Origin of the sequence: Alkalibaculum sporogenes, assembly GCF_009362815.1 — a bacterium.
Taxonomy (GTDB): Bacteria; Bacillota; Clostridia; order Eubacteriales; family Alkalibacteraceae; genus Alkalibaculum_A; species Alkalibaculum_A sporogenes.
Genome location: NZ_WHNX01000025.1, coordinates 1 through 19,912 on the forward strand (window position 1 = coordinate 1; position 19,912 = coordinate 19,912).

Annotated in this window: 11 protein-coding genes and 4 pseudogenes; 13 read left to right on the forward strand and 2 right to left on the reverse strand. The window is 34.4% G+C overall.

Annotation, left to right across the window (positions count from 1 at the left end):
• Positions 1–175: 175 nt before the first annotated feature.
• Positions 176–514, reverse strand: a complete 339-nt coding sequence (locus GC105_RS13045; protein WP_152805543.1) for a hypothetical protein — start codon at positions 512–514, stop codon at positions 176–178.
• A gap of 136 nt (positions 515–650) precedes the next feature.
• Between GC105_RS13045 and GC105_RS13050 the strand changes: the two are divergent.
• A pseudogene (locus tag GC105_RS13050) lies at positions 651–812 on the forward strand (group II intron reverse transcriptase/maturase); the annotation flags it as partial.
• A 383-nt stretch (positions 813–1,195) separates the two neighbouring features.
• Here GC105_RS13050 and GC105_RS13055 read toward each other — a convergent pair.
• Positions 1,196–1,792, reverse strand: a complete 597-nt coding sequence (locus tag GC105_RS13055) for a TetR family transcriptional regulator (protein WP_152805546.1) — start codon at positions 1,790–1,792, stop codon at positions 1,196–1,198.
• Between the two features lie 159 nt (positions 1,793–1,951).
• On the opposite strand from GC105_RS13055, the gene GC105_RS13060 reads away from it, so the two are divergent.
• The 12 genes and pseudogenes from GC105_RS13060 to GC105_RS13105 form a co-directional block, all read left to right on the forward strand.
• A complete protein-coding gene (locus GC105_RS13060; RefSeq protein ID WP_152805549.1) occupies positions 1,952–3,949 on the forward strand; it encodes an oxidoreductase in 1,998 nt (665 codons plus the stop codon).
• A gap of 379 nt (positions 3,950–4,328) precedes the next feature.
• Positions 4,329–4,460 carry a hypothetical protein gene (locus GC105_RS17510; protein WP_281350132.1) on the forward strand — a complete coding sequence of 44 codons (132 nt, stop codon included), beginning with the start codon at positions 4,329–4,331 and terminating at the stop codon, positions 4,458–4,460.
• Between the two features lie 103 nt (positions 4,461–4,563).
• Positions 4,564–5,712, forward strand: a complete 1,149-nt coding sequence (locus GC105_RS13065; RefSeq protein ID WP_152805553.1) for a uroporphyrinogen decarboxylase family protein — start codon at positions 4,564–4,566, stop codon at positions 5,710–5,712.
• Between the two features lie 12 nt (positions 5,713–5,724).
• Positions 5,725–5,859: a hypothetical protein gene (locus GC105_RS17515; protein WP_281350133.1), complete on the forward strand. Its 135-nt coding sequence runs from the start codon at positions 5,725–5,727 to the stop codon at positions 5,857–5,859.
• A gap of 253 nt (positions 5,860–6,112) precedes the next feature.
• Complete coding sequence (locus GC105_RS13070) at positions 6,113–7,369, forward strand: MFS transporter (protein WP_152805556.1); 1,257 nt, start codon at positions 6,113–6,115, stop codon at positions 7,367–7,369.
• A 521-nt stretch (positions 7,370–7,890) separates the two neighbouring features.
• On the forward strand, positions 7,891–8,529 hold the full coding sequence (locus GC105_RS13075; RefSeq protein ID WP_152805558.1) for a cobalamin B12-binding domain-containing protein: 639 nt from the start codon (positions 7,891–7,893) through the stop codon (positions 8,527–8,529).
• Positions 8,530–8,650: 121 nt separating this feature from the next.
• Positions 8,651–9,459: pseudogene (locus tag GC105_RS13080) on the forward strand (methyltetrahydrofolate cobalamin methyltransferase).
• A gap of 328 nt (positions 9,460–9,787) precedes the next feature.
• Positions 9,788–10,425: pseudogene (locus GC105_RS13085) on the forward strand (cobalamin B12-binding domain-containing protein).
• A 414-nt stretch (positions 10,426–10,839) separates the two neighbouring features.
• The gene (locus GC105_RS13090) at positions 10,840–18,243 is read left to right on the forward strand and encodes a DNRLRE domain-containing protein (protein WP_152805561.1); all 7,404 of its coding nucleotides are present in this window, start codon (positions 10,840–10,842) and stop codon (positions 18,241–18,243) included.
• A gap of 9 nt (positions 18,244–18,252) precedes the next feature.
• Positions 18,253–18,906, forward strand: coding sequence for a double-CXXCG motif protein (locus GC105_RS13095; protein WP_152805564.1), 654 nt, complete (start codon positions 18,253–18,255; stop codon positions 18,904–18,906).
• Positions 18,907–19,069: 163 nt separating this feature from the next.
• The gene (locus GC105_RS13100; RefSeq protein ID WP_193708418.1) at positions 19,070–19,714 is read left to right on the forward strand and encodes a hypothetical protein; all 645 of its coding nucleotides are present in this window, start codon (positions 19,070–19,072) and stop codon (positions 19,712–19,714) included.
• Between the two features lie 111 nt (positions 19,715–19,825).
• Positions 19,826–19,912, forward strand: a pseudogene (locus GC105_RS13105) (23S rRNA (pseudouridine(1915)-N(3))-methyltransferase RlmH); the annotation flags it as partial.

A 19,912-nucleotide genomic window follows, 5' to 3' on the forward strand; every position in this document is an offset into this window, starting at 1 on the left:
TCCCATATTAAAAAACTCCTTACTGGTTTGAATTCATATCTAAATTCTTGCCATTAAAGAGTTATTTTTTACCATAGACACAAAATTTATTACACTACCCCATAGAGTTCCCTTGTTGTTTCATAATTTAAGAATTTTGTGACTTACTTTATAGTTAATTTGTATAATATAGACATTAATTCTTGTTTTTTTTACTTTTCATTCTTTCCAATTCAAGTTGTGTATATCTAATAATAAAATATATACTTAGAACAATTGAAATAACAATTAAAGGTTTTTGCATTGGAGGTAATTTAAATATTTCTCCTACTAATACAATTCCAAATAGAATTGCTGACACTAAGAAGATAGTTCCAATAAAGTAATATCGTTTTTTTGTTTTTAATCTTATTCTTTCTTCTTTATTTGACATATAATACATAACTGAAATTAAAGGCCCTTTCTGCAAAAATGAAAAAGTAGAAATAGTTAACGATACAGTTATAAGTATAACTAACTCAATTATTAATATCACAATTCTCCTCCTTTCAGATAAAGTTCATCCCTATTTATAAAACGTTGTTCTTATGTTGACATTATTTATTACGACGCTTAAATCTATAAATACATCGTATTTGTAAAACTACACCTACACAAAAATTGCCTTTCTTGTTTTGAAATTAATACGTCAATATTTGGTATCTGGTATTATGCTAAATGGAGTTGTAGTAAAAAGTGAAGAAGGCACAATTCAGGGTGGACCACTTAGTCCACTTCTTAGTAATATACTTTTAGATGATTTAGATAAAGAACTTGAAAGAGATGGACATAAACTCATCTGGTAGTCCGATTCTTAATAGAACCATAACAGATGAAAGATTAGTTCGTCGCGGTTATAAAAGTCTATCTTCACAGTATACGAAAGTAAGATTGTCTTAATGAACCGCCGTATACCGAACGGTATGCTCTGGTGGTGTGAGAGGACGGTAATTAAAATAATTAATTACCTCCTACTCGATTTAAGTGAGAATGTTACTGCACATAAATCACCTTAAGTGAATGAGGAAGTATCTACTATAAGGTGAGCATATCATACACACATAATAATTACTTGAAGCCATATTGGAATAAATTAGTACAGCTTCAATTTTATAAAAATACAAATACATTCAAAGAATAGGTTGCTGTTTAGGGGCTGTGACCCGTTTAGCAAGTCCTATTTAGGCACTTTTGAAGTTTTCTTGTATATTAAATCGAAATATTTTTTTGATGCCTCTACCAAATCATAGTCCCCCCCTGTTGAACTCCAGTTTACGGCTAACCCCAAAAATGCAGATGCAAAACAATGTGATAAATCTACAGCAGAAATATCGTCGCAAATTTCTCCTGTTTCTTGTGCTTTGCGCGTATACTCAATAACGATTTGTCGCAATCTTTTCTTTTTAGGATCAAAATCATTTAATTCAAAACTGAACATAAGATTTTGTTGTGCCATATCAATTATAAGTAAGTTTTTTAATATATCTGCATTTAAGTTAGCAATTCCTCTTACATAAACTTGCTTCAACATCCAACACTTATCAAGCCATGTTGCTTCAGTATCTATATTCTTTAAGGTAGTTTCTATATCATCATCAACTAAAGAAAAATAATCTAAAAGTAGAGCTTTCTTTGAATCATAATGATAATAGAATGTCCTCTTTGTAATATTACAGCTTTCGCATATTTGATTAATAGTTACATTGTCAAACCCCTTTTTCTTAAAAAGTTCAATAGATTTAACTAAAATTTTAGGTTTTGTTTTTCCTATCACATTTATCCCTCCGATGCATATATGCCATTATATCATAATTATAAAAATATATATAAATTATAAATGTGAAAATGTTGACACTTAGTATACCGCAGTGTACAATTAATGTATACCGCGGTAACATTCGTTAAAAATTTATTAGGAGAGAGATGATTCATCATGAAAGATAAAATCAATGCATTATTTCAACCTATGAAAATAGGTACAATGGAAGTAAAAAACAGAATAGCAATGGCTCCAATGGGTTCACATTCAAAAAATCCTGACGGAAGTTTTAATCAACAGGGTGTGGATTTTTACGTTGCACGTGCTAAAGGTGGTGTAGGATTAATTGTAACAACAGGTATAGCATGTCAGAATAAGTTGGACTCAATGCGAGCTACATTGGCAACAGCAGGTGATGCTTATATAGAAGCTTCTAAAAAGCTTACCGAGGAAGTCCATAAGTATGGTGCAAAAATTATAATTCAAATAGCAAACGGTGGTGGCAGAAATCGTAAGGATGGTTTCTTTCTAGATGATGACCCTATTTCTTCATCAGAAAATCCAAATGTTTGGCATCCTGAAATTATGCATCGTGCATTAACAACAGAAGAAGTTCAATTTCTTATACAATCTTATGCTGATGGTGCTTATGCTGTAAAGCAAGCAGGCTTTGATGGGGTAGAAGTTCATGCACTTCATGAAGGATATTTAATGGACCAATTTTCTATGGAATGTACTAATCGTCGTACAGACCAATATGGAGGAAGCTTAGAGAACAGACTTGGCTATGCTACAGAAACAGTAAAAGCAATAAAAGAGAAATGCGGAAAAGATTTTCCTGTTTTGATAAGATATAGTGTTAAAAGCTATATGAAAGGATTTGGTACTGATAAAGGTGCCCTTCTTGGAGAAGAGTTTAAAGAATTTGGCCGTGATTTAGAGGAAAGTGCTAAAATAGCAAAAATTCTCCAAGATGCTGGTTATGATGCTTTAGATGCAGACAATGGCACATATGAATCATGGTATTTTGCACACCCACCAGTATATATGCCAAAAGCATGCAACTTGGCAGATGCTCAATATATAAAACAATTTGTTGATATTCCCGTTATATGTGCAGGTAAAATGGATGATCCTGAAATATCAGCTGAAGCTGTTGCAAGTGGAAGTATAGATGCTATTTCTGTTGGACGAGCACTACTTGCTGACCCTGAATGGGTAAATAAAGTACAGACTGATAATTTAGCAGATATCAGACCTTGCATAGGATGTCATGCAGGATGTTTGGAGAGATTTTTCGATGGAAAGTATACTTCATGTGCAATTAATCCACAGGTTGGCATGGAAAGAGAATATGAAATTAAACCTGCTGATGTTAAAAAGAATATTATGGTCATCGGTGGCGGTATAAGCGGTATGGAGGCAGCGAGAGTTAGTGCACTTAGAGGACATAAAGTAGATTTATATGAACGCACAAATAGTCTTGGCGGTGTTTTCATTCCTGCTTCTTCTATGAGTTTTAAAGAAGAGGATAAAAGGTTAATACAGTGGTATGTTAAACAACTTAAAGATACTGGTGTAACAGTTCATATGAACACAGAAGTAAATGAAAACATTATAAAAGCTTCTAAACCAGATTCTATTTTTGTAGCAACTGGTTCCGCTGCAAGAAAGTTAAACGTAGATGGAGCAAGTTCAGAAAAAGTTATAACCGCAGTGGAAGCATTATTGGAGACAAAGCCAATCGGTGATAAAGTGGTTGTTATAGGTGGAGGACTTACTGGCGTTGAAATTGGGTATAGCCTAACAAAAGATAATGGAAAACAAGTTGAAATACTTGAAATGCTTCCTGAAATTTTACAAATTCAGGGCTTAAACTCTGCCAATAAAATGATGCTTCAAAATCTTATAGCGACTCATAACATTGGTGTTCATACTGGTACAAAGGTTACCGCAATCACATCGAAAGGTGTACAGTTTGAGGAAAATGGTAACATTGTTGAATTAGAAGCTGACACAATTATTACAAGTATTGGATATATCAGCGATAAGTCTTTATATGAAGCAATAAAAGATTGTGGTGCAGATGTGCATTTAATTGGAGATGCATCAAAGGTATCTAATCTAATGGGAGCTATTTGGGATGCTTATGAAATTGCTATGGCAATATAAAATTCAATAGACTATTATAGACTCTATGAATGAAACATTCATAATTTTGTATAAATATGTTTGCTTGAGACAGTTATTCATAATATGTTATATGATCCAAGGGAGTGGGTTATGATGATTTAGCTGGAAATACAGACAAAGCGGTAGGGAGAATTAAAAGTAAGAATAGGTGCTCATAATGCTGATATCATAATAATCATATGATGAAAAAGTAGCTGGGAATGTGGCGGCTGCATGTCAAAGGAGCATATTATCGCGAGAGATTATTGGAGATTTTGTAGGGGACTTAATATTAACAAGAGAAATATTCATAGGAGAAAATAATACTCAATAACATGTTATCAACAATTGTAGCAGTGAAAAATCAAGAACAACTGCTTTGATAATAAGTCATGGATATCAGCATAATATCGGCAGTTATATTTTCAAACTAATGACAGGAACTGCTCGTTTTGAAGTCGTTGATCTACTTGAGAGTGCATTTGTGGAAAAGACATTCATGGCAATGTAAACGTTATTATAGGACGACGAAGTCCTACGACCTAGAGGCACGCAAGCTTATTGGTGCGGATATATTAACAACAAAGAAAAAATATAAAAAGGTGGGTAAATAAATGAGAGAACAAGGTTTATTGGAAGAAAGATTACAATTATTTCGAGACACTGTTCAAATGAAAAAAACTAATAAAATCCCTAATGTTTCAAACTTTTGGACGTGGAAGATACTTGATTCAGAGTACAAATTAAGTGAAGCTATGCTAGATTGGGATAAAATGTTTAAATTAGTCTGTGATTTTCAAGAAAGATATAATTTTGACGCTCATATGGATCTTGGCACTAGGAACCCCATCGCTATGATTAATCCTCTAGGGGAGCATTTTTATCAAATTGATGACGAAAAAGAAATTATTAACGTTGATGATATTACTATTATGAATGGTGATGAATATGATGAGTTGAAAACGAACCCGACAAAGTTTTACTGGACAAAAGCATTACCAAGGAGATACCCCAACATAACCATAGAAAATTTAAAGAAATCTATGTTTGAATTTGGAGCCTTTAATAATTATTCTGAAAATATAAGTAATATATTTCGTGAAAAATATCAATCCCCATTGATATTGGATCGCAGGTTTATATTAATGTTTGGATTCGACATGTTATTCAATTTTTTAAGAGGGATGAAGGAGTTGTCATCAGACTTAAGACGACATAAATCTGAGATGCTAGAAGTATTAGACGTAATGTATGAAATGTCTTTAGCTCCTACACTTAAAGCGGCAATGTTGGCAGATACTAGTGACATTCCTTTTGATACGAGCTCCGTAATTTTGGGTCATAGCATTCTAAATGTCAAGCAATTTGAAGAATTATATTGGCCAACTTTTAAAAAGGTTTTTGATAATTTAGCTGAAAATGGTAAGACAATGTACTTATTTTGCGAAAGTGAAATGATGCGTTTCTATGAATTTTTCCAAGAGGTGCCTAAGGGGTGTTTAGCCATACATTTGGAACAGGACAATATATTTGATATGCGAAAGAAATTACCGAACATTTGTTTTGTGGGAGGTATGACCACAGACTTACTGGGAAACGGAACACCTGATCAGTGCGTCAACTATGCGAAGAGACTTATCGATGAATTAGGTCAAGACGGTGGTTATATCTTCAGCCAAAACAAAATGATGTCTTTTAGGAACGATTGTAAACGCGAAAACTTACTGGCGGTAAATGAAGTAGTTAGAAATTATAGAGGATAGGAGGAGAATCATATGAGTCAAGAAAATAATTTAAGTACATATCCAGAGGGATGGAACGAAGTTATCAAATCCATGGATTTTCTGCCGGATGATGAAACAAGAAACCAATTTTTAAGTATCTTTGTAACCGTATTGATTATGATGTAGTATTGTAGCCCACTTTATGACCATGCCCGGCATGGTCATAAAGTGGGCATAACAATATAGATATAATGAAACCTCCTAAAAAGGAGATTTTCTATCATAATTAACAAATCGTATCCCACAAGAGATTAAATGGACATCCAGTTAAATACAGTACCAGTAACGACCGGCAAATCCATGTTTCCATTGTTGGAGGAAAATCATCTATAATACTTCCAATGGCTAACCATACTTAAATTAAAGGAGAATTGTATATATGAGTAAAAAGAAAACGCATTATGCATGGACTATAGCTGTAGCAGCCTGTCTTTTAGCGTTTGTAGGAACGGGAATATTTCAAAACTGCTCAGGAATATTCTTTAAACCAGTGGCGGATTCATTTCATGTTGGTAGAGGTACGGTCGCAACTTATATTGCGGTACAAAACATTGTCAGTATGTTTTTCATGCTTATTGCTGGAAGAATACTGCCAAAGGTGAACATTAGAGTTACTCTCTCTTTAGCAGTTGTATTAGTTTGCGGTACTTTTATGGGAATGTCACAAATCACAGCTATGTATCAGTTTTATATTGCAGGTTCTCTCTGCGGAATAGGATTAGCCTTTATTGGTCCTTTGGTTCTTCCTATTCTGGTCAATAATTGGTTTGAAGCAAAAGCGGGGACAGTTCTCGGAGTGGTATTTGCATTCTCCAGTATTGGTGGAGCAGTTTTCAACCCCTTCGGTAGCATAATCATTCAAGATTTTGGATGGCAGGCGGGGTATTTGAGCTTAGGTGTAATTGGTTTAATTGTTTTATTACCAACTACCCTTTTTCTTGTTCGTTATAAACCGGCCGATATAGGATTACAGCCTTATGGAGCTAATGAGGGGATAGATGCAACTCAGATTCAAACGGTAGTCACAACTCAGTTGCCAGGTGTTACATCTAGAAGAGCCCTGAAATCGCCTTCCTTATATCTTATTATTATATTTACAATTGGATCAACATGTCTTGCAGCATTTAATTCTGCTATGCCCGGATATGCAGAATCACTGGGAATGTCACCCGCTCTAGGTGGAACAGCAGCATCTGTAGTCTTACTTGGAGCTATTGCTGGTAAAATGCTTCTTGGCTGGCTAAATGACAAATTTGGAATAGTTAAAGCATCAACTTTCGCTGTCGTAATGAGTGTTATCGGTCTCTCATTATTAATTTACAAGGCACATGTTGTTGTGTTCCTTACCGGGGCGGCGTTGATGGGGTTAGCTTTTGCTTTGACTGGGGTAGAACCACCTATCATTACAAGACATGTATTTGGCCTGAAAAATTTTAGTAATATCTTTTCTTATGTTACAATGTCCATGTTATTTAGCAGTGCAATTGCTATTCCGCTTTACGGGTTTATTTACGATGCTACCAAATCTTATTTGCCGGGATTGATTTTTGCTTTTTCAATGTTAATCATCGGGTTTGTAAGCATGCTTGCAGCTTTAAAATTTGGGGAAAATTTACTGTATGAAAAGGGTATATAAGAACCGTCAGGATGTGTGTAAACGAATAACCTATAATAAGATAAAATAGTGAAAAATGGAATAATATTAACATAACATACTACATGTAGAGGTGGATATTATGTCTAGATGTAAAAGCGGAGAATCATTAGAACATAAGTAGGTTTTATACCTGAAGCATACGATGATAAGATAACAGAACTGCATGATTAGAGCGGGTTTTGATTGGGAAAAATCAACCACAGTAAAATAATATTAGATAAGTTTTTCACTTTATATGAATACGGATTTAGAATTATTCAATTTTAAATACTATATATTTTTGAAGTTTAACAATATGTAATTCGAACCCAAAACACTGGAAAAAGTTGCAGTAGCTAACGAAGTATTGAGGTTAAGAGTAATCGCAATTCATTTAAAAGGTGAGTTGAACGACTCAGGTGAACTGTTCTGAAAAGTACACATAACATGCACATAACTGCTGTGCATGTATGTATAAATAAATAAATAAATTTAATTAATTAATTAGGAGGAAAGTTAGTATGATGGATTTAAAAGTATTGACACAAGCAATGGGAGATTTAGAAGAAGATCAGGTAATGAATATGTTGAAAGAATTTGTATCTATGAATCCTTCAGAGGAAGAAGGACTGGAAGCTGTTGGTGCCTGCCAAGCAGGTATGGCGATTGTTGGTGATCTATTTGAAAAAGGAGATTATTTTGTAGGGGATTTGATCTTTGCAGGAGAACTTTTAACTAATGCAATTATTACCCTCAAACCCGTAATCGGTTCCTCCAGCTCAGCCACAGCAGGAAAAATTGTTTTAGGGACAGTTCACGGAGACCTTCACGATATCGGTAAAAACATCTTTCGTAGTATGGCAGAAGCCGCAGGATTTAAAGTATATGATATTGGCATAGATCAACCTGTCAGTGCTTTTGTGGAAAAAGTGAAAGAAGTTAAACCAAATATCATTGGAATGAGTGGCGTACTTACACTCGCTTTAGAAGCGATGAAAGATACGGTAGATGGATTAAAAGAAGCAGGTCTCAGAGAAGATGTAAAAGTTATCATCGGAGGAAACCCTGTAACTAAAGAAGCTTGTTTACATATAGGAGCAGATGCTTTTACTACAAATGCAGCAGAAGGTGTAAAAATTTCTCAGGCTTGGGTAAAGTAAGTTTATCCTTTTTAGTAATAAATTTTAATGGTTACAAATAATCAGAGGATTAATGATCCTTTGATTATTTTAGAGGTAAGTATAAAAGAATTAAATTTATTCATTCGAGGAGGTATCACAAATGATTATCATAGGAGAAAAAATAAACGGAGTAATCCCACCAGTTAAAAAAGCAATTGAGGAAAGAGATGTAGAGTTTATCAGAAACAGAGCAATCCAACAAGCAGAAGCAGGAGCGAGATTATATTGACATATGTGCAGTGATAGTACCAAATGTTGAAGTTGAGACATTAAAATGGCTGATTGATATTGTACAAGAGGCAGTAAATACCCCAATATGCATTGACAGTCCAGATCCATTCTTTTTAAAAGCAGTTCTCCCTTTTATCAAAAAACCAGGTTTAATTAACTCTGTTAATTTGGAGAAAATAACAGGAACAGATCAGGAATGTAATTTTCCCATTAATAGAAGGAACAGAGTGGGGTGTTGTAGCACTAACTTGTGACAGCGAACACGGTACACCACAAGACGTACCAACGAGAGTTGAAATTACAAAAGGTATTGTTGAAAAAGCAGCGAAATATGGAATCCCACCAGAAAGAATTCATATAGATCCATTGGTAATGGCACTTTCTACAGATAATAACTCGCTTTTAAACTTCATCGATAGCATAACGTAAATTAAAGGCATTTATCCTACAATCAAAATTACTTCAGGACTAAGCAACATCTCATTTGGTATGCCGGCAAGAAAACTTATAAATCAGAATTTTATGACTCTCGCAATCTATGCTGGTATGGATTCAGCTATCATGGACCCATTAAATAATGGTATCATGAGTTCAATTTTTGCGACAGAAGCACTACTCGGAAGAGATAGACATACCAGAAAATTCTCAGCAGCTGTCAGAAAAGGAAGAATTAGCTAAAAAATAATACAGGTAGTATAAGCACTATAATTATAATAATAATGCTAGTTAATCAATGTAAATCATCGGTTATATTTGATGAACTAGAAGCATATCATGGATAAAAAATATTCAAAATATGTTGGGAAGATAAGGTGATTTTAAAAAGCAAAAAAATCTAATGCAATGAAAAAAGGATTTTAAAGTAATTCATTCAAGATTTGTATTGTAGCAATCACCTATAAAAGACCAGTCCAAATTATTGCAGTAAATATATATCATGTTAATGACGCTACTATAAAGAAGTACATACAGGAACATCAAAAGCACACATAGCAAGGAAGGGATAATAATGGACTTAAAAGCGTTAAAACAGGGCATAGCGGATTTAGAAGAGAAAAAAATAATGAAAATGTTAAGTGACTTTGTAACTTCTAATCCAACGGAAGAGGAAGGACTAAAAGCAATAGTTGCATGTCAGGAAGGTATGGTAACTGTAGGGGACTTATTTGAAAAAGGAGAATACTTTGTAGGCGATCTATCTTTGCGGGTGAATTATTAATAGATGCAATCGAAGTATTAAAACCAGTAATAGGTAATGGAAATGCAACTACCGTTGGGAAAATTGTGCTAGGTACAGTTTAAGGTGATCTACATGATATAGGGAAAAATATTTTTAAGATTATGTCAGAAGCAGCAGGATTAGAAGTGATTGACATAGGAATAAACCAACCAGTAAGTGCCTTTGTAGAGAAAGTATAAGAAGTTAAACCAAATATTGTGGGAATGAGTGGCGTACTTACACTAACACTTGATGCCATGAAGGATACTGTAGACGACTAAAAAAAGCCGGGCTTAAGGGATATTGTAAAGATAATTATCGGTGGAAATGCCGTGAGTAAGGCAGCGTGTGTTCATATTGGAGCGGATGAATTTACAACAAACACAGATGAAGGGGTAAAAATATCTCTAGGCTGGGTGAAATGATTTTTGTATTTTGTGTTAATACTGAGAGAAATTATTATATTCTGCCATTTGCAGATTTGTAATTTGGTATGAAATTATATATAAGGCGGCAAATAATTAAAAAATGAAATAGACATTAGAATAACCTCACTTGAAACTGTTACGGTGAACCGTACCATAAGTAAGGTTAGATTATGAGTTTATAATGACTAGTATAATCAATTAAATACAATGCAGTAATATTAATAATCCCCAAGAACAAAATTTCTAGGGATTATTTTTTATTGCTTTATAAGAATCGTTCGACAAATTACAATATATGATTGACAAAATAATGCATCGTAACCTATTATTAATACATTATATTCAATAATATAACAATAAATTACTATTGTGGTGCTATTGAGAAAAATTATAAGAAGATAGGTGATAGCTATGATACGGATTTATAAGTCAAAATTGTATAAAATAATTAGTATCGTACTCGTATTTACAATGGTTTTTTCATGTGTAAGTACACCATTTAGTAGCATTAGAAAGGTACAAGCAGAAGCGACCAGAGTCGAAGAAAAATCAAAAGAAGAAGATGAAAATGAATCAGTTCAAGTATATGAAGAAAATACAGAGAATGCTACCATTTATGATAATGGAGATGGAACCAAAACAGCTTACATATACTCAGAGCCAATTAGGTATAAAGATGAAGAAGGCAAACTATTAGAAATTGATAACACCATTGTCCCCTTAAGTGAAAAAGAGAAGTCTTCTTTAGACAAAGATGATTACTATGCAAAAAATAAATCCAATGAAGTAAGCGTATACCTTCCAAGCGATCTTATGGAAGACGAAAATAACGTTCTTGTCGAAAAAGACAAATACATAATCAAAATGAAGCCTCTATATGAAAAACAAGTACCATTACAAGATAAACAAGAACCCTCTGAAATGATAGAGAAGGAAGTAAAACAAGAAGATGGAACTGTGGTTACGGAACCAATCTCTATAGAATATCAAAGCAACTTTGATGAAAACGTTAATATTGAATATCAACCTATAAATGACGGTGTCAAACAAAATATCATCCTCTATGAAAAACCAGAAATAAATACATTTCGTTATGAAGTAAAACTCGAAGGACTATACCCAGAGAGGCAAGAAGATGGCAGATTTCTATTATTAGATAAAATAAGCAAGAAAGTGGTAGGACAATTTCAAGAGTGTTTTATGATGGATTCATCAGAACCCTATAATTACTCAGAAGATATTACTATGGAATTAGAAGAAATAAGCACAGGAACATATCATCTGTCTATTTCTGTAGACGAAGGTTTTCTAACTGATCCTAAAAACAAATACCCAATAATTATTGATCCAACAGTGACGATGACTGGAGCAAGTGGTACTCATGATACTTATGTACAAAGTGGCTATGCTAGCAGCAACTATCATACAAGTGATCACTTACGAACAGGCTGGGATAGTTCAACTGGAAAAATTAGAAGTTATATAAAATTTAATCTCCCTGACATTGCAGGAGGACTCATTACAGATGCCAAAGTTAAGTTCTATGAATTTACAGGTAATACAACTTCAGCCTATGTTGATCTTTATAGAGCAGCAAGTTCATGGTCACCTTCGTCAATTACGTGGAATAATCAGCCAGGAACTACTGGAAGTTCTTATGATAGAGATGTAGTAGATCGATCAGGTTATCATGAATGGGTAATTCCAGATTTAGTGAGCCAGTGGTATTCAGGAGCAGTAGCTAATAATGGATTTGTATTGAGAGACAGCACTGAGAACTTAAGATACAGAAAATTTTATTCCTCAGATAGTGGTTCCAATAAACCAGTATTAACTATTACGTATACAGCAAAACCTACAGCACCAAATGTAATTATGACAGGAAGTGGGACAAACTCTGCTACCAGCTATTCAACTATAAGTTGGTCAGCAGTTAGTGGAGCGACTAGTTATAAAGTAGGTATATACAATGGTTATAAATACGAGTGGTTTAGTGCAGGTTCTTCCACGAGTTGGACAAGTAAAGGGAAAAAAATATGGCCAACAACTAGTCAGATATCAGCTATATCGCCTCCCAATGCTACTGTGCTACGTACGGATGGTACAGGGATTGAACTACCAAATGATCCTAAAGCATTATATGTTAAGCAAGCTTCGGGATATGAAACAAGAAACAATTACGCATTTAAATTAAGAGCCTATAATAGCTATAATCAATATACAGAAACAGCGGCAGTATCAGCGAATGCCATAGATACCACAAAACCAAATAAACCAACATCTGTAACTGCAACACTTGCAAGTATGGCAGTGAATAGTGGTAAAAGTGCAAGTATATCCGCTTCGTGGCCGGCAGTAACGGACTTACCGACATTTTCTAACTCAGGAATCAAACAATATCGAGCACAATTATACATAAATGGTGCATTAAACGAAGAAAAAGTTATTACTACAACTTCTGTAAGCTTTAGCAATAAACCAGACAATGCTACAGCCTATATAAAGGTTCGTGCTGAAGATAACAAAGCGAACACATCAGATTTTACTCAGTCAAGTACCCTAACTATCCCTGACAGGACTCCACCTACAGGGCCTACCACGTTGACTCTAAATCCATCAGGATGGACCAATACAAGTTCATTAATCCTGAATTGGTCAGGAGCCAGTGATGCAAATAGTGGACTAGCAAAGATTCAATATAAAATTGACTCAGGTTCTTGGACAGATACTGGTGTAACAACAGCAAGCGGTACCAAGACAATAACGACCTCAACACTTACCAATGGGCAACATACAATACATATAAGGGCCTTAGATAAACAAGGGAACTATACAGTAACACCAAAGACGGCTATCTACTATAGAGATGCTACAGCACCTGCAGCCGTGATAACCTCTCCAACTTTAAATAGTGTTGTTCATGGGTCCATTAACGTAGTTGGTACAGCTAGTGACGCAAATTTTAAAAACTACAAGGTTGAGATATCACCAACAGGAGTAGAAAGTTGGACACTAATAGGTACCATTAAAACCGTGGCTGTTACAAATGGAACGCTACAAAGTATCAACACCAAAAACTACCCAGACGGGAATTACAAAATAAGACTTACTGTAACAGACAATAATAATACAAGCACTAAAGTTATTGATTATATTACCATCGATAATACAGCAGATGGAAGTGGCGTTATTATTACCTCCCCTGAAAGAGGAGGTCTCATAGATGGAAAAGTCGATATATGGGGGATTGCAGACGAGGCAACCTTTGTAAATGCAACTATTAGCTATGGGTTAGGTACAACTCCTACACAGTGGCAAACCATAGGGAACTTATCAGAACCAATTTCAGAGGAAAATGTCCTGGCTACATGGGATACAACAGGAATTAATCCAGGAACTTATACCCTTAAGCTTTCAGTAACTGATGGAGCAGGTAATATCATTAATAAAACAAGAGAAGTCCTTATCCCAGAGAGGGTAAAAGTAACAGCTCTAGGCACAGAAGACAGTTATCCATACGCCTCTGTTACTAAGGGAGAGATTAATACCGTCACAGGCAACCTCATCATAAGTGCAACAGATGCAAATATCCCTGTAGGTGTAGGACCAGAAATTAGTTTTGGAAGAACCTACAATAGCGTGGATAAGACACTAGGGCTACTAGGATGGGGATGGAATGTTAATATTCCTCAACTAAATGAAAATGCAGATCAATCCGTCACCATTACAGACGAGACTGGCGCAAAATATACCTTTGCCTACGATACAGAAATAGGAAAATACTCATCTCCACAGGGACACTATGAAACCTTGATAAAAGATACAGAAGGAATTTATACGCTACAATACAAGGGCGGAAATAAAACTATCTTTAATAATACAGAGAACAAAGTGCATATTATTGATAACAATGATTACATGGTCACATATGAGATAACAGATACAAACGTCACTATCACAGATAGTTTCTATAGAACCATGACCATGATAATAGACCCAACATACAAGAGAATTGTGAAAATAGAATATGGGAATGAAGACCCAGATATCTTAGCACAATATGAGTATGATAAGAATAATAACCTATCAAAAGTTATAGGACTAGGAGGAGCAGAAACTACTTATACCTATGACAAAGAACATAACCTAAAAACCATCACTACTCCAAATGAGAATGAGAAGATAGCACAATTAGAAGAAGATGAAGAGTATACACCGAAAAGAACCAACTACAACTATGAGTCAGGAAAACTAGTAGAAACCACAGATACCCAAGGGGTATCTACTACTATTACCTATAATGGAGATTACATTACAGTTGTATTTGCACCTGAAACATCAAATACAAGAGTCAAAGAGTACCATAAGGATGAACAAAATAGGCTAGTTAAGCTAGTAGATGTAAATAATGAAGATAAAGATGAGAGTAGAGAAACTATATATGAGTATTTAGATGAAAATAATCCTAGATTATATACGAAAGCAATCACAAAGAAAGTCGTTGATTCAGTAGAAAGTGGTGAAAAATTACAATACGACTACAATGCATCTGGTGATACCATAGCAGAGACAGACTATGCTGGACTCATGACCATATATGCTTATGATGAACATGGAGAACTACTCACAAAAACAGACCCAGATGGTAAAGTGACTACCCATACATATGATGAAAATCATAATCTCATTAGTGATGGAGAAACAACATATCATTATAATGACAAATATCTTTTAGAAAAAACCGTAGACAAAGAAGGGACTCAAACTACCCATAAATATGATGAAAAAGGATATAGAATCAGTACCACCGATACCACTGGAAAAGTGATATCAACCACTACCTATGACGGTGTAGGTAGAATAGTAAAAGAAACCAGTGACGAAAAAACAAGCACCTATACTTACGATCAAGCAAACAATACTACTACCATTACAGAAGAAATACCGGCATCAGAGAGTACAGAAGCGAAGACCCTAATTACTACCTATACCTATGACAAAGAAAATAATAAAACAACAGAAAAAACTCCAGAAGAAGTACTCTATGCCTATACCTATGATTCTTTAGGAAATGTCACCAAAACAGTTGCAGAGGATTCAGATGGAGAAGTGAGTATAGAAGAAGAAGTAGCCTATATTCCAGGTACAAGTGATATAGAGAGCATTAGCGATGCAGACGGAAATACAGTAGAATATACCTATGACGAAGTAACAGGAGAAGTAGCAACTCAGACAGATCCACAGGGACAAGTTACAGAGTATACTTATGACACCATGGATAGAGTAACTACTGTATCCACAGAAGCTAATGGTACACCTATTACAAATGCATATACATATGAAAAAGACAAGTTGAAAACCATTACCCATAATGGATTTGACTACAGCTTTGGATACGATAATGAAGGCAACAACACTACCATAAGTGTAGGGGACCAAAATTTAATTACAAATTCGTTTCAAACAGGTAAACTAACCAGTACTCAGTATGCTAACGATACAAGTTTACTGATACAATATACATATAATGAAAATGACAAATTAACCGGCAAGAAGTATAATGAAGATGTTAAATTTGCATATGAATACTATAGCAATGCAGAAACTGACGGCAACTATTTAGGATCACTAAAAACTTTGACAGATAAAGTAAACGACGTAATATACACCTACACTTATGACGACAAAGGTAGAGTAATACGTATAGAAGATAATTCGCCAGTAGGCAATAGTATAACCTACACCTATACCAATTCAGATACCATAGAAACCATTACCTATACCATAGATAATCAAAGCAAAACCTTGACTTACACCTATGACGAAAACAACCGTTCAAAAGAAATTGCCTTTGGAACAGGCAAAATTACCAATAAATATGACAGCCTAGGCAGAGTAAATGGAAGGGTGGTAAGTGATAGTAACAAGACTGTATTAAGTACAGAATACACATATAAAAATGTAGAAGGATCACAAACAAAAACCACAGAAAAGATCCAAAGAATCAAGAACAACAATAAAGAGATCAACTACGAATATGATGCAAAAGGCAATATTATCAGTATCAAATCAGGAGATAAAACCACTAGCTACACCTACGACGAATTAAACCAGCTTACAAGAGAAAACAACGCAGATACTGGGAAAACCGTTATCTACACCTACGATAATGGTGGCAATATCACACAAAAACAAGAATACAATTACACAACAGGTGAAATCTCAGAAGAACCAGTATTAGAAGTAGCCTATACCTATGGAGATGATGCTTGGAAGGATAAACTAACAGCCTATGGCGATAAAGAAATCACCTATGATGCCATAGGAAACCCTTTAACCTACGGCAACATGACTTTTAGCTGGGAAGCAGGAAGACTCTTAAAGGGATTGACTATTAAGAATGAAGTGTTACCAACAACAGAATCACCAGAAGAACCTCCAACAGAACCTGAAGAAACATCAGTACCAGAGGAACCTCAGGATCCACCGGTAGATGGAGATGAAGATGCAACTCCAGATACAATAGTAACAGAAGAAGGTACTGAAACAACAGAAAATCCAGAAGTAACACCAACAGAAGGTGGAACCACTCAAACTGAAGAAAGCCCCTTAAGTACAACAGAGACCACAAGTGAAGTTGTGGAAGGGGAAACAACACCAACTGTAGAAGAACCTACATCTTCACAAGAGACCACTACAGAACCAATGGTAACAGAAGATCCAGAACAACCAGAAACCACTACAGAACCAGAACCAGAACAATCACAAGTTACCCAGACAACAACCGAAGATACCATCATTACCTACAAGTACAACGATTCAGGTATCAGAACAGAAAAGACAGTAAATGGAGTAACCACAAAGTACTTCCTATCAGGAGACAAGGTAATCAGAGAAACCAATGGAACAGATACCATCTGGTATACCTACGACTCTGCAGATAACCTAATATCTATGAATCTAAATGGGACAGAATACTACTATGTGAGAAATGCTCAAAGTGATATTATTGGAATAGTAGATGGAGCAGGAGAAGAGGTAGTATCCTATACTTATGACAGTTGGGGTAAGTTAGTCTCTATTGATGGAAGTTTAAAAGATACTGTAGGAGAGAAGAATCCTTATAGATATAGAGGATATCGGTATGATACCGAGACAGGATTATATTATCTACAGAGCAGGTATTATAATGCTGAGTGGGGTAGGTTTGTTAATGGGGATAGTATAATTAATGCAGATATAAACTCCCATAATTATAATGTATATATATATGTAGGAAATAATCCTATAAATAGAGTTGATCCATCAGGATATATTATTGAAACTATTATAGATATCGCAAGTATTGGTTGGAGTTTAAATGATCTGGCTAAAAATCCCAGTTGGGTAAATTTAGGGTTTCTAGCTTGGGATGTAGGCGCGACGGTATTACCTTTCATTCCTGGTTCATATACATATAAAAGTGCAAAGTTAGTTAAGGGTGTTTCTAAGTTAAGAAAATTTACTAGCTTCAATTTTAGACATAATTTAACTAGAGTTATAGGAGTTGCACCTAAATATATGGGGAAGGTAGAAGCACATCATATTTTACCTCAAACACAAAAGTTTCGAAACTATTTTACTAAAAGATTTAAGAACATTCATGATCCTAGGTTTGGAACATGGGTCAATTCTGCAACTCATAGAAAGTGGAGCTATGCTTATAATAAAGATTGGGAATTATTTATTAAAAATAATCCAAGTGCATCTGCAAGTAAAATATTAAAGTATGGACGAGAATTAGCTAAGAAATATAAATTTAAAACACATTTTTAGGAGGGGAAAATGAACTTTTACCGAATATATACTGATGAAGGGAAAAGAAAAAAATATTCTTATGGCATCATTATGAATGATAATGAGTTTAAGAAAGTTGAATGCCCAGTATGCAATAGAACATGGGAATATGATCCATTACTAGATTCAGATAATAAGTTGAAAGTTGTTCTTGGTAATTCAAATTATGCTGACTTTATAATGGCACTATATTTCGAACTCATTTCTCAAAAGAGTCTAAACATATTGTTAAAAGAAAATACAACTGGATGGACCTATGAAGAAATAAATACTATGTCAAAAGAAGAACTTACAGATGAACAAGTGAAAGATTTCAAAGAAGAATACGGAATTAAAGCATTGAAATCTATTCCCAACAATCCCCCCATATATTATAAAATACTTGCTAAAAAAACAGCAAAACTACATCCAAGATCCAGAGTAATTTTGATAGGCAAATGTGATGTTTGTGGCTATGAAGAATATGATAAAGAAGGAAGTTATTTTGATCCTGATTATATTGAAAAAGATTCGTGGAATGGTGATGACATATTTGGAGTTAAGGAATACGGAACTACTATGTTTTGTTCAGAAAGATTTGTTGAAATATATCATAAGCATAGCTTAACAGGCTTGGGATTTGATAGAATAGAAGCAATATAAGAAAATTTTGAGGCTGTTGCATATCTAGAAAGAATTAGAAATAAATTTGATTAGTGAACCATAGGCAGTGAGGGACATGTTTGTTTTTTCAGTACTTGATAAATTGAAACATGTCCCTTATTAGTATATTAAGCCTGCAGGGTCGCATGAATCAAATTGTTTATTGTCACCAACTGAGTGTGAGTTGATTTGTGAAATTAATAATTTTAGTGATACAAACATTGCCTTGATATGTTTAGACAGTGGAGAAGTAAAGAAGTTAATGAGTTTGGAGAATTGTGTGATTAGGCAAATACAGTTTAATAGTACTACACAAGAATATTTGTTTGAAGTTTTTGATAGGAATGGGCTAGAACATGAAGATAACTGTGTTGATACAACATACATATTAAAATGGAAATATCCATTTGAAGAAAATAAACCACAAAAGATTACATCGTTGTTTATTAAAGAGTGGAGTGTAACTAAGTTAAGCAATTGGAATGATAAATATGCATTATATGATGATACAACAGCTACTCAACAAAAATTAGTAATTACAGATCAAAATTTAAGTGAACGAATTGGGATGTATATTTCAGAAGGAAATAAAGGGTACTTTTGTAGGATTAATTGGTCGAGTGATGATAAATATATTGCTCTAACTTACTCTGAAGTAGTTGAAATAATAAGAGTTGAAGACTGCATATGTATTAGACAAATTAAAATAGACTTTGCAATGGCAACGGTGTTCTCACCTGATGGTATTTATTTTGCAATAGAAGCTATGAGCAAAGTGTATTTATTTAAAACATCTGACCTAATATAAAAGAAGAACATTAGAGACAGAAGTTAAGGATATTGATAGGGTACTACATATCTAAAGTTTAACGTAAAAATATTACAATAATATCATTGATAAGTAGATATAGATAAAGAATTCCCACACCAACTGTTTAGAGTAATGTTGTTGGAACAAATCTATAGGGGATTTAGAATCTTAAAGGGTCAACCTTACCATAAGTAA